The sequence below is a fragment of the Echinicola vietnamensis DSM 17526 genome (genome assembly GCF_000325705.1).
GTDB lineage: Bacteria > Bacteroidota > Bacteroidia > Cytophagales > Cyclobacteriaceae > Echinicola > Echinicola vietnamensis.
Map to the genome: position 1 here is coordinate 1,505,571 of NC_019904.1, position 15,580 is coordinate 1,521,150.

Sequence of the window (15,580 nt, forward strand, 5' to 3'; positions counted from 1 at the left end):
TTAATTCAGGCTGACATCTCTTTACAAATAGTTTAAAAGTGTTTGCCCTGGGGGAACTGCCAATTTTCATTATGTTGTAAAATGCCCTCAACTTTTCGGCTTGATCCGTTTTTTTGATTCTATTAAAAAAACAACCAAAAATAAATTACTTTATCCACACTTTATCCACTGACTTTCCGGCGGTGCTTTCCACTTCAATTAGCCATAGGCCTACTGGTAAATTTTCGATATCAAAATCAAACATATCACCATGAGGGGTGATTTTTCGTAAATATTTGCCCATTGGGTCCACTATTCTGATTTCCCTGATTGAACCTACCCCTTTTATGTTGATGTGGATATCTCCACTGGATGGATTTGGATAGATTTTTACCTGTGCTTTTTCCGCTTCTTTTTCGAGGTCTGTGATGAGGTTTACGTTGACATTTAGTGCTTGGGGAATGCCCTCATGGCAGTGGTTGCTTGGGGTGACTTCCAGCAGGAAATCGCCTTCTTTTTCCCAGCTGACAGTCACGGCATGCGTGCCTTGGCCAGAAAGGATGGTTCCTCCTTCTGTGGACCATTGGTAATTGACCCCTTCCACTTCAGAAACTTCATATGATTGTACTTCCAGCCCTACTTCGGCCAGGCCTATGATGGGATCGGGTTGGGACGGGGCACGTGTGATGGTGATGGCTTTGGTGGTAGCCGTGCTTTCCCCACAGGCATTTCGAGGCATTACCTTTAGCTGCTGCTGTCCTTCAGCTTCCCAAGTGATGGCCGCGTGTGCTGTGCCTTGTCCCGACTGGATGATGCCTCCACTGGCCGTCCAGATGTATTCCATTCCCGGAATGGAATCCACTTCATATTGGCTGACCGTTTCCAGACAGGCCACGCCATTTCCGATGATTTGCGGCACCTTTTCAGGAATGGTGGAGACGGTGACTTCAAGGCCCTCGGTGGGGCCATCCCCGCAGATATTTTGGCTCTTTACCAAAACGGCATTCCTGCCAGGTGTTTCCCACTGCACCACAATCCTGTCTGATCCCTGGCCTTCAATGATGGTACCGCCATCCACCCTCCATTCGAAGGTCAGGTCATCAGTACTTTCATATTCCAACCGATATATTTGTTGGCTTAAGCAAATATTGTCTTGGCCAATGATGGTGCCCGTGGCGGTAGGGACTTCACAGCTGTATTGATAGATCATTCCAAATTCACCAACGGCATAGCCTGTATTGACATCGCCAAAGCTTATGGCTTTGAAGTCCTGGTAGGTTTCAGTGTCCACCTCAGTCCAGTTTTTTCCCCGGTCGGTAGTTTGGAGGATCAGGCCTTTGTCTCCCACAATGAAGCCTGTCAAGCTATCCAAAAAGGCTACATCACGAAGGTTCTGGGCAGTGTTGGTGTTCAGGGGTTCCCAGCTTTCGAATTGGTTTTGGGTAAAGAATGCCTGGCCGTTATCACCCACGATGATCGCCGCGGATTCATCGATCATAAACATGCCATGCAGGTCATCGGAAGTTCCAATGGAGATTTCCTGCCAATCTCCGTTACTATTGCTTTTCAGCACATGGCCACCTTCCCCGATGATGATCCCGGGGCCACTTTCAAAGAAATCAATATCATGATAATCGTATCCTTTGTCGCCTGCATGGATAGTGGACCAGTTTACACCGCGGTTTACGGTACTGGCGAGGTATCCGCTTTCTCCGACAATGTATCCGGTGTCCGCATCAGCAAAATAAAGACCATAAAGGTCGAGCTCGGTTTTAGGATTCAGCGCTGTCCATGATCCTCCGGAATTGGTGGTGTTCAGCATGGTACCGTCATCACCTACTACGTATCCGAAAGCCGGGGATTGAAAAGCAATTGCGTGAAAATCAATGTTCAATGGCCGGGAATAGTCGTTAAAGGAATCGCCGCCGTTGGTGGTGCGAAAGATGACGGCTTCTTTGCCAGCGATGTAACCGCGGCTGTCGTTTACAAAATCCGTGGCCAAAAAATCCGAGGGATGACCGGAAAGCAAGGAAATCCAAGAGCTGCCAGCGTTGGTAGATCGTAAGATGGTCCCTCCATCGGCAACAGCTACTACGGTATTGGTGCTTTGTTTGTAGTCGATGCCGTGAATGTCCTCCGTGGTGCGGCTATTTCGGACGAGGAAGGTCAGCCCGGCATTATTGGTGTATAGCACCGTGCCTTCTTCTCCGACGATGATCCCAATGTCAGGGCGGTCTCTATGAAACGCTACCCTTTTATAGTCGTAATTGGTACCACTCTGGATGAAAGCCCAGTGATTGCCCGAGTCAACGGTCTTCAGGATGGTCCCTTCATCCCCTACCGCATAGCCCGTGGTGTCGTTGGTAAAGTAGAGATCGTTTAGCGCGGTACTGACCGAAGAGGTAAGCTGCTGCCAGCTTTGGCCATTATTAGTCGTTTTGTAGATGGCTCCTGAGGAGGTGGCGAGAAAGCCTTGGTCTCCGCTGGTAAATACGAGTGTGTTGATCGCCGCAGTGGTTCCCAGCTCTACAGAAGTCCATGTTTCTCCTCCATTGGAAGAGTATTTTAGCGTTCCAGAGGTTCCGGAAATCCAGATTTCCTCACTGGAGCGGTAGTTTACCGTTAGGATGTCCGAGGTGGTGTTGAGGTTGATTATGTTCCAAGATTGGCCACCATCTTTGGTCTGCAAGAGGGTGCCGTTTTTGCCGGCCATCGCCCCAATTTGGTGGTCATGGAAATCCACAGCAAGTAGATCGGCTGCGATGGGCATGGCCAATTCCGTCCAGCCCTCACCACCATCAGTGGTTTTGAGCATGATTTGGTTCCCTGAAGCGAAGGCCAGGTCGTCATTGACCCAGTGGATGTCCGTAAGTGCATTGCCACGGTCCGTGATCCTTTGCCAACTTTGGGAAAAAGCGGTCTGGACCAATGATAAGCAGAAAATGACGAGGAGTAAAGGGTTCTTCATATCGTGTGGAAAGCCATGTTGGTACTTACAAAAATAGCGGTAAATTAGGTTTTACAAGAGAAGGTTTGGTGTTAATTCGGTATTCTCTACCCATAAATTACAAAAAAATCCCACATATACCGATATGTGGGATTTTTGATGATGCTTTGCTAGTCCTGCAAAATATTTTGTAAGGGGTTACTTTCCTTTATTCTTCACCCATTTTTCCAGCCACTCGTTCATTTCGTACAAGGTGTGCATGATGGATTCTTCTGCTGCATAGCCATGGCTTTCATTGGGCAAAAACACCAGTCGGGCTGTGGCACCGTGTCCTTTCAGGGCATTGTAATACCGTTCTGATTGGATGGGGAAAGTGCCGGAATTGTTGTCTGCTTCACCGTGGATCAGCAGGATAGGTGTCTTTACTTTATTCGCATGCATAAAGGGGGACATGTTGAAATAAACGTCTGGAGCCTCCCAATAGGTGCGCTGCTCATATTGGAAGCCAAATGGTGTCAACGTACGGTTGTATGCACCACTTCGGGCAATTCCAGCCGCGAAAAGATCACTGTGCGAAAGGAGGTTGGCCGTCATAAAGGCACCATAAGAGTGGCCACCTACCGCTATTCGGTCCCGGTCACCGATGCCTCTGTCCACGATATAATCGATGGCTGCTTCTGCGTTGGCCACTAACTGTTCAATAAAGAAATCATTGGGTTCTTGGTTGCCTTCTCCTACGATGGGCATTTCTGTTCTGTCCATGATGGCATAGCCCTGGGTGATCCAGTAGAGCGGTGTGCCCCAGTACAGCCTGGTAAATTCATATTTGGATCCGCGCACCTGAGCAGCCACTTCCTTGGATTTGTATTCCCGGGGATAGGCCCACATCAGTACGGGCAAAGGACCATCTGCTGCTGGATCGTATCCGGCAGGAGTATAAATCGTGGCCGATAAGTTAAGTCCGTCGTTTCTGGTGTAGGTTACCAATTCCTTTTGTATTCCTCTTAGGGAAGGATAAGGATCCTCAAAATGGGTCAGTTGGATCGGTGCGATGCGCTTTTTGGTGTTGACGAGCCAATAGTTTGGTTGGATGTCAGTGCTTTGCTTGCGGGTAATAAAGCTGTTCCCTTTATCGTCCAAAACTTTTACCACTTCTTCATAATAGGGCGCTTGGCATCGCCAGATGATCTCTTGCTCCCCTGAGCTGACATCAAAGGTGCTCAGGAATGGCATGCTGCCTTCTGGAGAACCTCCCTCGCTGGTCATGAAGAGCTGGTCTCCCTTGCGGAGAAGGACATACTCTCCAAGGTCATTTGTGGTCATGACGGGATCACCCGGATCATTGTAAATGTCTGAATAGCTCCGTTCTATAAACGTTTTCTTTTCCTGCTCAGGCTGGGAGGGATTGATCAGGGAGCGCTTTTCTTGTCGGGTGTCAAACCACCGCTCATTTAGCACTGCGAATGCTTCATCTGACCATTGAATGCCCGCATAACGCAGACTGGTAGTGGCCAATTTTTGTTTCTCACCTGTAAATGGTGCGTCCAATGTATAGACAATGTCTCGTTCTTCGATTTCCACTTTAGGATCACCACCATCCTGAGCCTCGGCCCAATAAAGGGTGGCAGGAACGTCCCTTCTCCAGCTGATGGACCTGGGGCCAGTCACCGTGGCATCAAAGCCGGTCGGCCTTACCTCATCCAAAGGAATCTCGGCAATGGTCACTGTTTCTGATCCGTCAATGCTCCACGCTTCTACATCATACGGGAAGCGGTACGCTGGGACCAAATAAGAAAACGGACGCTTGATCGCTTCCACCAGGACATATTGCCCATCGGGCGAAACATCCATCGACTTGATCATCGCCGGATCGCCAAGGGGCTTGGTATTTCCTTCCAGGTCAATCACCATCAGTTGGGCGTCCATGAAGTAAGCAAATAGCTGCTCGTCATATTCATTTTCAAGCAAATCCTGGTAGGTTCGGCTGGGAGCTGCATTACCCGAAGTAGCTTGTATGATTGGGCTGGATGGAACCGATGGTTTTTCAGGCATCTCACCCCGTGATGGGTTAATGGCTTTCACCAAAAGAGAATTGTCCGGAAGCCACGTAAAGGCGGTGCCATAGACGTCGTTGATGATTTCGTCGGTTAAGGGCTTGGCGGTCTTGGTGGCTAAGTTAGCTACCCACAAGCTTATCCCTTCATCGCCCACCAGGCCGAATGCCAAATACTGTTCATCATCAGACCAACTGATCCCGCTGATCTTGGCGTCTTCTGGTAAGCCTGTGATAGCGGTTTCCTCGCCTGATTTTACCTCTTTGACCTTGATGCCGCTATACGAAGAGGAGCGGCTGGGGCCATTGGTTTTGGGGTTGATCCGAATACCACCGATGCGTAATTCAGGCTGGGATACTTCTTTGAGGGATTTGTAACCAGGCCTTTCCAAGATGAGCATGATGTCACCCTTCTTGCTGAAATAGACGGAAGGGGTTACAGGGGCATTGACGAGCTCTTGAATGGCTTGGGGAGGGGCTTTGTACCCCGTGTTTTCTTGGGCGGTAGCACTTCCGAAAAGAAAGGCCAAGCCCAATAAGCACATGTAGCGCTTTGGAGTTTGAAAATTCAGGTTCATATTCAGTTCTTTTATCCAACCAAATTACAAAAAAATATGTAGCTCAGGTACTATGTAGCGCAGGAGGTATAGGGTAAAATGATAAACGGTAAAAAAATATAAAAAAAGGGATGTTTCGTCTAGGAAACACCCCTTAATCAATCAGTCAATTTATGTCTTTACATATCGTCTGCACCGACGGAAATCATGGCACATCTAAATCCGATATGGTTTGTAGCAGAATCTTGATGCATAAACCGCCTTGTACCTGGCGATAGCCAATACGCTACATCTCTCCAGCTACCTCCCTTATAAACGCGATAATTATCATCGATCAAGGTAGTCCGGTAGGCTTCTTCCGAATCATTGGTGCCATCTCTTCTCAGCGGATTGAGGTCTTCAAAGTCCTGATAGGAAAGCGGGCGATATACGTCCTCTACCCATTCGTTCATGTTTCCGGACATGTTGTAGAGCCCAAAATCATTGGGCGGATATTCATAGACGTTGGCAGGGATGATGTCACCATCATTGGTGATGCCACCAGCGATACCGGCATAGTCACCGCGTCCTCTTTTAAAGTTGGCAAGAAGGTCACCTTGACGGCCTTTTCGCTTAACATCATAAGGATTTCGGACACCACGGCCATCCCAAGGGTAAATACGGCCATTTTCTTGGTTTTCATCCAAGTATTGCGTGCCAATCATGGCTTTTGCGGCATATTCCCATTCCGCTTCATTGGGAAGCCTGTAGCTTGGCAATACCACTCCTCGCTCAATCAGCAGGTTTTTGCTCATGGTGGAATCCAACCCTTCTTTCTCACGATAAAGCTCGTTTACATAGGCTGTTCTCCACTTGCAGTAGGCATTTGCTTGCTCCCACGTGACTCCGGCCACCGGATAGAAGTTAAAGCCTGGGTGGCGGAAGTAGTACGTAGAATACACGTCATTGTATGAAAGGGCTTCTGTCCAAACGTCTTCTCTTGGTTCCAGTCGATTTACCGAATCCGCACTGGCACGTTTTTTCATGTCAAAGAGAAATTCCTTGTAATCCAAATTGGTTACTTCGGTCTCATCCATGTAAAATGAGGCAATGGTAACGGTTCTTTCTGCATTGTCTCGAAAGGCCATGACATCTTGCTCCTGCGTGCCCAATACGGCTCGTCCTCCTTGGATATATTTTAATTTCGGCCCTTTGGCAGGCTCTTTTAGCTTGACTACGGTAAACTGTGTGGTGTCGTCCAGGTCAAAATTTAATTCTGCACCCGTGGCTGCACTGACTTTTCCCGGGTTTCCGGCAGTCCTTCGCCCGTAGGTAGGCCCGTTATTTTTGGCACATGAGGCCAAAAATGTCATTGACAACATTAAAAATGCTGCCATGATAATAGTTGTATTTTTGTTGCTTTTCACCATGTGAAAGTTGGTTTATTCCTCGCTGATTAATACTGCTAATATATAATCAATAATGACATATAACAATACTTTTACTTTACGTTCATTTTATTAAACTCATCATACGTACCATAAATGAACACTCCATAGCACAAAACAAATAAGGGAATTGAAAAGATAAAAGCAAATTTTAAGCGCTCATTTCACTAAGCCATTGCTTGGCTTTCTCTACGGATTTAATACCACCAATGGTAAGAATTAAACGATTTTTATGTTCTTTTATTTTGCAAAATTTGCCATGACCTTGGATAAATCGAATAATATTTCCGAAAATATCCGATTTGAAATAACTTTCCCGTGTGCTGGGAACGAAGTAGCACTTCATTTGGCCACTTTTGAGCACCAGTTTTTCAAACCCAAGGCCTTCTGCCAGCCATCTTAAGCGTACCGTTTCCATCAGGTCTTCCACCACTGGCGGAATGGGACCAAATCGGTCCGAAACAGCATGGGCAAATTTCGTAAGGGCTTCTTCTGTTTTGATATTGTCTAGCTTGGAGTACAGGTTTAGCCTTTCCGAGATATTGCTGACATAATCTTCAGGGATCAAAAGTTCCATGTCAGTTTCGATCACACAGTCCTGTACCAAGACTTTTACTTTTTCTTTCAGGTCGACTTCAAAGAGGCTGGCAAACTCATTTTCCTTGAGCTCTTGGACGGCTTCGTCCAATATTTTGTGGTACATCTCAAATCCCAAATCGGTGATAAAGCCGCTTTGCTCGGCCCCCAAAAGGTTTCCGGCACCTCGGATATCCAAGTCTCTCATGGCTACTTTAAACCCATCGCCCAAATCGGAAAACTCTTCCAGCGTTTGAAGGCGCTTGCGGGCTTCAGCGGTAAGACCTGACATGGGTGAGGTGAGAAGGTAGCAGTAGGCTTTTTTATTGCTTCTGCCGACCCTTCCCCGCATCTGGTGGAGGTCGCTAAGGCCAAACATGTGTGCCCTGTTGATGATGATGGTGTTGGCATTGGGGATGTCCAGACCTGACTCGATGATGTTGGTGGAGACCAGCACGTCAAATTCCCCTTCGATAAACTTCACCATGATTTTCTCCAATTGCTTGCCGTCCATTTGGCCGTGGGCACCAGCAATTTTGGCATCGGGCACCAGTCGCATGATAAGGTTGGCAATGGAATCAATTTCTCCGACCCGGTTGTGGACAAAGAACACCTGGCCGCCACGCTGGAGCTCCCTGGAGACGGCATCCCGAATGACTTCTTCTTCAAAGGTGTGTATTTCAGTGGTTACGGGCTGCCTGTTTGGTGGAGGAGTGGCGATCACGGATAGGTCCCTGGCGCCCATCAGCGAAAAATGGAGTGTCCTTGGGATGGGGGTGGCCGTCAAGGTCAGTACGTCCACATTGACGCGGAGTTCTTTAAGCTGGTCTTTTACCTTGACGCCAAATTTCTGCTCTTCGTCGATGATCAGCAGTCCGAGATCCTTGAACTGGACATCTTTGTTGACAATTCGGTGGGTGCCGACGAGGATGTCGATTTCACCGGAAGTGACCTGCTTGGTGATTTCTTTGACCTGTTTGGTGGTGCGGAACCGGTTTATATAGTCCACTTTTACGGGGAATCCCTCAAGTCGCTCTTTAAAGGTCCGGTAATGCTGCATGGCCAAGATGGTAGTGGGCACCAATACTGCTACTTGTTTGCGGTCGTTGATGGCTTTGAAAGCTGCTCGGATGGCCACTTCTGTCTTGCCAAACCCTACATCTCCGCAAACCAAGCGGTCCATGGGGTAGGGTTTTTCCATGTCGGCTTTTACATCTCCCGTGGCCACAGCTTGATCCGGAGTGTCCTCGAAGATAAAGGAGCTTTCCAGTTCCACTTGCAAGACACTATCGGGAGCATATTGGTGGCCGGAGGCATTTCTTCGTTTGGCATACAGTGCAATCAAGTCCTTGGCAATGTCCTTGACTTTACGTTTTACCTTTTTCTTTTTGTTCTCCCACTCTGGCGAGCCCAGTTTGGACATGGTGGGAAGGGTGCCTTCTTGACCGGAATACTTGGAGATCTTATGTAAAGAGTGAATGTTGACGTAGAGCAGGTCATCATCCCGAAATATCAGCCTGACCGCCTCTTGGAAATTGTCGTTGACTTCCACTTTTTCCAGCCCGGCAAAGCGCCCCACGCCGTAATCCACGTGAACGACATAATCCCCCGCCTGCAAGGTTTTGAGCTCTTTGAGCGTCAAGGCCTTGGTCTTGCTGGCTTTTTTATGGCTTTTATACCGGTGATATCGCTCAAAAATCTGATGGTCCGTATAGCACGCGATCATGGTAGAATGATCTACGAAGCCTTCTCTGATACTGACAGGGAGTGATTGGATCTTGAGGGTGGGGTCTAGCTCTTGGAAGATGTTTTGTAGCCGTTCCACCTGCTTTTCACTTTCAGAGCAGATGATGTTCAGCAATCCCTTTCGCTCATTGTCCACCAGGTTTTCGACCAATAGGTCAAAGTTTTTATTGAACGATGGTTGGGGCTTGATGTCAAAATCAAAAACCTTGGACGTCGGCAAGTGGTACTGATTGCCAAATTCAATTTTGGTCAGGCGGTCAAGGGATGATAAGAAAGCTGCTCCATCATCAAAGAGGTTTTCCGGTTGGAGCACCAGTTGTTTGCTGCCCGTTTGGTCTACGATTTTGTCAAACTGCTGGCGGGCTTTTTCGAAGGCATTGTCCAGCATGTCCATGGTAAATTGGACATCTTTGATCCACACACAAGTATCTTTTGGTAGGAAATCTGTGAAGGACTGCCGCACTTCCTGCATCAGCTTGGTTTGGACATTGGGGATGATACTGATGTGATCGAGGGATTCCTCGGACAGCTGGCTCTCGGTGTCAAAGGTCCTGATGCTTTCGATCTCTTTTCCAAATAGCTCAATTCGGTAAGGGTATTCATTGGCAAAGGAAAACACATCGATGATGCCCCCGCGGATGGCAAATTGGCCAGGTTCATAGACGAAATCGGTCTTCTCAAAGTCATAGGTGCTCAGCAGCTCTGTGATAAACTCGACATCTACTTTCTCGCCTACCTTGGCCGTAAAAGTGTTCTCCTGAAGGGACTTTTTGTTGATGACTTTTTCGTAAAGTGCCTCTGGATAAGACACGATGATCTCCATTTTGGTATCTGAGGAGAGGACTTTGTTCAGGATCTCCGCACGCATGAGCACATTGGCATTGTCTACTTCCTCATGCTGATAGGGCCGTTTGTAAGAAGAAGGGAAAATGTGCGGGGTGACCCTGTCCAACAGACTGCTGAGATCGCTCGCCAAATAGGCCGCTTCTTCTTTATCGTGCGCAATGATCAGGTGGCTGCTGTGGCGAAGATTGATAAAGGTAGCCAAAAGGACCATGTCCATACTGCCTGAAATCCCCTTGAAAGCAAAGTTGCTGCCAACGGATGATTGGATGGTCTTGGCCACCGTTTTAATATAGGAATCTTGCTCGTAAAGGGTTAGAAATGCGTGCTTTTCCACAATAAATTGTTCTTGTTTAAGAAGATGACAGGTCCTTGGTTATTAATGCCTGAGTGCTATAGCGTAAATAGGCTTATGCATGTTTCGGGTTTAGGACGCAAGTTAAAAAAAAGCTGCTGATTATGGTCTATTTATGATGGCATCCTGGGAATTGTACTGGCGGGTGGTGATCTGCCTATCGTTGCAACCATTACAGGCTAAAATGGGTTGATTAAAAAAAGGTGGGGCATGAGGCTCTTTAGGAATAAAAAATGCAGATGTCCATGAGTTTGACGAAACCCTCCCATGATGAAATGAAAAAGCGTAATTTTCCATCCATGATCAAGAAAGCGGAATCCCTTCACCCGTATCAATTACTGGTTTACTTGGCCATGGTGAGCAGTGGGATCATTTTTCTGTTTTTAGCGGTAGCGTTTGTAGTGACCGCCATAGATAATCCGGTCGTGAATGGGGAGCAGCTTCCTTGGCCATTTTGGGTAAGCACTTTCTTGATAGTGTCAAGCAATTTTTGGACACGGAAATTGGTGCATTCCTTGGAAAATGATCAGCCACTATTCGTGAAACAAACCCTTTGGACGGTATTTTTAGTGGGGTTCATGTTTGTGGGATTCCAAGGCTGGGGCTGGATAGCCCTGACTGAGCAAGGTGTTTTGTTCACTGCCATTCCCAGTGGGAGTTACTTGTACGTCCTTACGGGAATCCATATGCTCCATTTGTTGGGAGCGATGGTGTTTGTGCTGCTGATGATTTATGAAGTAAAGCAGGTGATGGCCAATCCCATCAAAGGGTTGGTCTTTAGGAAAAATCCTTATGTGGACATGAAAGTGAAGCTGTTTGTGCTGTACTGGAAGTTCGTCGAAATCGTGTGGTTGGTGTTGTTTTTATTGTTTGTCTTGGCGCTTTGAAAAATAAAAGCAAGCCTGATCACCCTCTTGCTGTTGGTTGAGGACTTGGGCTTTGACTCTAAATTCTTGGCGTTCTTCAGCGGTGAAAATGGCTGCTTCATTGCTTTGATGGAAGGGGATGTTCCGTCGGTACATTTCACTTCCAGTAAATTGGAAGGCTGTACTATCATAAATGATGCGATCCAAGCGGAGCCCAGTGTCCTCTGTTAGTTTCTTAAGGGACGTTTCGCTATGAATGAATAAATGTCTGGGAGCGTCCAGTTGGACCCAGTCTGTGCCATAAGTTTTCCAAGCTGCTTTTTGGGCCACGGGAATTCTGATGAGCAACTTTCCATTTGGATTAAGCAGTTCTACCGCCCTATCAATTACGGCCTTTGGTTGGTCCATATGCTCGAAAGAGTGATGCATCATGATGCAGTCAAATTTCTCCTCTACCTCATAAATTGATTTTTTAAGTAGCCGAATGTGTTGATTGATCCGTTGGGATTTTTCCATAAATGGATCCATTCCTACCAAATTGGTGTGGCCACAAGGAAAGAGCTCGTACAATAATTGACCGTTGCCACAGCCGAGATCAAGAATGCTGCTATCCAGGGGAAGAGCCAGTTTTTCAAGCCAATCCCCATAATGATAATGCTTGAAAATGTTCATATTGGTAAGGCGGAAGAGCGCATACCGTAACTGTTTTAGGCGTCTGACGGGCCAGCTGGACAGGTTTATTTCCCCTAAAGAATAGTAATCAGCTGGGTAATAGGTGCCCAGATCGTCAGGAAGGGAGGTGAGTTGAATGGCTTGGCAATCGCTGCATTCGAGGTATGTGAATTCGTCACGGGTACCAAACATCATTTCCCGAACGACATGCAGTTTGTTTGCGCGATGGTTTCCGCATAAAGTACAGCTAGCGTCTGAAGGAGTTTCCATTATCAATAGACGTTTTCCCGGTTCAGGCCCATCTCACGGATAGTCCTGAAAACAATTCTCATATCCATCCACATGGTCCAGTTTTGGATATAAAAATAGTCTAACCGCACTCTTGAACGAATTTGATATGGCTTGATGATTTCACCGCGATAGCCCTTTACTTGGGCCAAACCTGTAATACCGGGCTTTATCTTATGCCGGGCATTGTATTTTTCGATTTGGGTTTTGAATGTCTCATTCATCGGAACGGTATGTGGCCTTGGGCCGACGATGGACATATCGCCAATCAAAACATTCAAAAACTGCGGCATTTCGTCCAAAGAGGAACTTCGTAGAAATTTTCCAATGCGGGTGACCCTAGGGTCATTTTTGGTCGCCTGATGGGTGTCCGCATAATCGTTTGGCGTCATCGAGCGGAATTTTAGGCACTTGAAGACACGATTGTTTTCTCCGTTTCTTAACTGAATGAAGAAAATAGGACCTTGGGATTCCAACCTGATCAAGAAACCCACCAATGGAATCATCCAGCTCAATACAAAAATGGTAATGAACAAAGAGAACAAAATATCAAAGGCGCGCTTAAATACCCGGTTAAAGGCATTGTCCAGCGGAATGGCATTTACATTGATGACGAAAAAATCCCCGTACTTGGAGAAGGACAATTTTTTCTCTAATTGAAGGCTGCCCCCTGGGATCACTTTGACCTTAATGTAATGCTCATCTGCGTAATGCACGATTTTTTTGATGGTGGGCAGGTCGAGTCGCTCGTTTATATAAATTAAGTCGAGCTCCATGTTTTTTACTTCAGCAAAAAAATCATTTAAGTTTCCACGTGTTTCCACGCAGGAGCTCATCTCATCGTAATACCCGAGAAAGTTAATCCCAAAATCCTTTCTGGTTTGGAAGACTTTTGCCAGTTTATAACTGGTGCCGCCCTTACCGATGATGACAGCATTTCTATAGTTCCCGCCACGGGATCGGTACTGCTTTAGGGCAATGTGTGTCCCCACCCTGTACAGGCTGAGCAACAGTGCCATGGATGCTGCATCGACCAAAAGGAAAAGCCGACTCAAATGGTAAGCCTGAAATGCTATCCAAAGGACGGATACAATGGAGAAAAACCACAATATCGTCCCAAAGAGCTTTTGTAGGGTAAAGAAATAATCGGTAGTCCTTCCTACTTTGTAATCTTTTCTGAATGCGGCCAGTAATACCCAAATAAGTAAATACAAACCGTATAAAAGCGGGTTCATGTTATTGATAACAACTATTTTACTGACTATCCAATTGGTCAGCAGTAGGGAAAGTGCTATTACCAAAACATCACCAAGGAGAAATAACCAAGGAAAGTATTTGTAAAACCGTCTCGCCATAAAAATTTTTTACTTCACTAAAATTTTGCAACGCTACAGCAATTTAAATACCATTTTCTTTTCGTTGTAAAAAATTGCCAATGCTCTCTTAAAATAGTAGTTATACATTTTTATAATTGTGTGGTAAAATTATGAAAATTTATTTTGTAATCAGCATTAATTATCTGTTAATCTAAATTTTTGATGTTGGATCCATCATCGGCCCACTTCAAGTGGTGGATTAAAACAGTTTTTCCGGTATTCCTTCCAAAAAGGTGATGGTATCAAAATACGATAAGCCTAAATTAAAATATTAAATAATGTTTTTTATATACTTAAAATTGCTTTTGAAATTTATTTTCACTTTTTTTACATGCCTGATATCAAGTATAGTGTCTCCCTCATGGTTTTTCAGTAAACGTGGATTTTATGAAGGCTCATGGGGCAGTTGAAAAAGAAAGGAAGCTATATAACTCACTTTGATGCCTGCTTTAGGTATTGCTTATGTTGACCACATCGTTAGAGTTTGCCATATTTTTGCCCATCGTGTTTTTGTTGTATTGGTTTGTGCTAAAAAACAAACTAAGGCTACAGAATGCGCTTATTTTGGTGGCCAGTTATGTGTTTTACGGTTGGTGGGATTGGCGTTTTTTGATCTTGATAGCGATCAGCAGTCTGGTGGACTTTCTGGTAGGCATTGGCTTGAACCATGCTGCCGAGAAGTCCAAGCGAAATATCCTTTTAGGGATTAGCTTGACGGTGAATTTGGGGATGCTGGGATTTTTTAAGTATTATAATTTTTTTCTCGAAAGCTTTGTAGATGCCTTTACCCTTTTTGGGTATCAGATGGCACCGGGACGTTTGGACATCATTTTGCCGGTTGGGATCAGTTTTTACACTTTACAAACCCTGAGCTATACCATAGACGTTTATGACCGGAAGTTAACGGGAACGAAAGACTTTTTTGCGTTTTTTGCCTATGTGAGCTTCTTTCCACAGTTGGTGGCCGGCCCGATTGAGCGGGCTACGCACTTACTTCCCCAGTTTCAGCAAAAGCGGCACTTTGACGTGGACAGTGCCAGTGACGGCATGCGCCAGATCCTCTGGGGCCTTTTTAAAAAGATCGTAGTAGCGGATAATTTGGCGGTGTATACCTATACCATTTCCATGAATTACCAGGATCATTCGGCCAGTACGCTGTTGATGTGCCTGATCATGTTTTCATTTCAGTTTTACGGGGACTTCTCAGGCTATTCGGATATTGCCATTGGGACGGGCAGGCTCTTTGGGTTCCGGTTGATGAAAAATTTTGACTATCCTATTTTTGCCAGAAGCATCCCGGAGCTGTGGCAAAAATGGCACATATCCTTGTTCAGCTGGTTCAGGGATTATATTATCAAACGCTTAAAAGGATTTAGAAAGTGGCAAGTCGCGCGTAATATCTTGATTATCTTCTTGGTAACAGGTTTTTGGCATGGGGCGGCATGGACGTATATCCTGTGGGGACTGTTACATGCGCTATTGTTCATGCAGTTTATTTTTTGGGGCAGAAAAAAATTCAAGACTCCCGTCGCCGCGGGCAAGGTTTTGCCGAGCTGGGTAGAGCTTGGGCAAATGGTGAAGACGTTTATGTCCTTTACCCTTTTGGCACTATTCTTCTTTATCCAGCCCCTTTCCAGATGTCTGGGCTATTTGGTGGCCTTGGTGGATACCTCAATTGTTAAAGTGCCCTTGCTTCCGGAAAACAGGGCTTTGGCAGGCATCGTGCTGTTACTGGTGGTAGAGTGGATGCAGCGGGAGAAGGAGCATGGATTGGATTTGTCGGGAAGGAGTCTGCCGAAAGCTGTGCGGTGGAGTGTTTATTACGGGTTATTGTTTGCAGTCTTTTATTACGGAGGACAGCCACAGGACTTTTTATATTTCCAATTTTGATGCCT

Annotated in this window: 8 protein-coding genes; 2 read left to right on the forward strand and 6 right to left on the reverse strand. The window is 46.2% G+C overall.

Features of this window, described 5'->3' with window-relative positions; all coding sequences use genetic code 11:
- Nucleotides 1-145 precede the first annotated feature (145 nt).
- The 4 genes from ECHVI_RS06380 to mfd form a co-directional block, all read right to left on the reverse strand.
- The gene (locus ECHVI_RS06380; RefSeq protein ID WP_015265144.1) at nt 146-2,947 is read right to left on the reverse strand and encodes a YCF48-related protein; all 2,802 of its coding nucleotides are present in this window, start codon (nt 2,945-2,947) and stop codon (nt 146-148) included.
- A 177-nt stretch (nt 2,948-3,124) separates the two neighbouring features.
- The gene (locus tag ECHVI_RS06385) at nt 3,125-5,557 is read right to left on the reverse strand and encodes a S9 family peptidase (RefSeq protein WP_015265145.1); all 2,433 of its coding nucleotides are present in this window, start codon (nt 5,555-5,557) and stop codon (nt 3,125-3,127) included.
- 158 nt (nt 5,558-5,715) lie between these two features.
- Nucleotides 5,716-6,912 (reverse strand): gliding motility lipoprotein GldJ, encoded by a 1,197-nt coding sequence (gldJ, locus tag ECHVI_RS06390; RefSeq protein ID WP_245553439.1) that lies wholly within the window; start codon nt 6,910-6,912, stop codon nt 5,716-5,718.
- A gap of 202 nt (nt 6,913-7,114) precedes the next feature.
- Complete coding sequence (gene mfd / locus ECHVI_RS06395) at nt 7,115-10,465, reverse strand: transcription-repair coupling factor (RefSeq protein WP_015265147.1); 3,351 nt, start codon at nt 10,463-10,465, stop codon at nt 7,115-7,117.
- 263 nt (nt 10,466-10,728) lie between these two features.
- On the opposite strand from mfd, the gene ECHVI_RS06400 reads away from it, so the two are divergent.
- Entirely contained in the window at nt 10,729-11,370 is a 642-nt protein-coding gene (locus ECHVI_RS06400; RefSeq protein WP_052331411.1) for a cytochrome c oxidase subunit 3, read from the forward strand.
- On the opposite strand, the gene ECHVI_RS06405 is transcribed toward ECHVI_RS06400, so the two are convergent.
- Both ECHVI_RS06405 and ECHVI_RS06410 read right to left on the reverse strand, forming a co-directional pair.
- Nucleotides 11,347-12,291 (reverse strand): class I SAM-dependent methyltransferase, encoded by a 945-nt coding sequence (locus ECHVI_RS06405; protein ID WP_015265149.1) that lies wholly within the window; start codon nt 12,289-12,291, stop codon nt 11,347-11,349. The genes ECHVI_RS06400 and ECHVI_RS06405 overlap by 24 nt on opposite strands.
- 2 nt (nt 12,292-12,293) lie before the next feature.
- On the reverse strand, nt 12,294-13,664 hold the full coding sequence (locus ECHVI_RS06410; protein ID WP_015265150.1) for an exopolysaccharide biosynthesis polyprenyl glycosylphosphotransferase: 1,371 nt from the start codon (nt 13,662-13,664) through the stop codon (nt 12,294-12,296).
- Between the two features lie 483 nt (nt 13,665-14,147).
- On the opposite strand from ECHVI_RS06410, the gene ECHVI_RS06415 reads away from it, so the two are divergent.
- Complete coding sequence (locus ECHVI_RS06415) at nt 14,148-15,575, forward strand: MBOAT family O-acyltransferase (RefSeq protein WP_015265151.1); 1,428 nt, start codon at nt 14,148-14,150, stop codon at nt 15,573-15,575.
- The last annotated feature ends 5 nt before the right edge of the window (nt 15,576-15,580 follow it).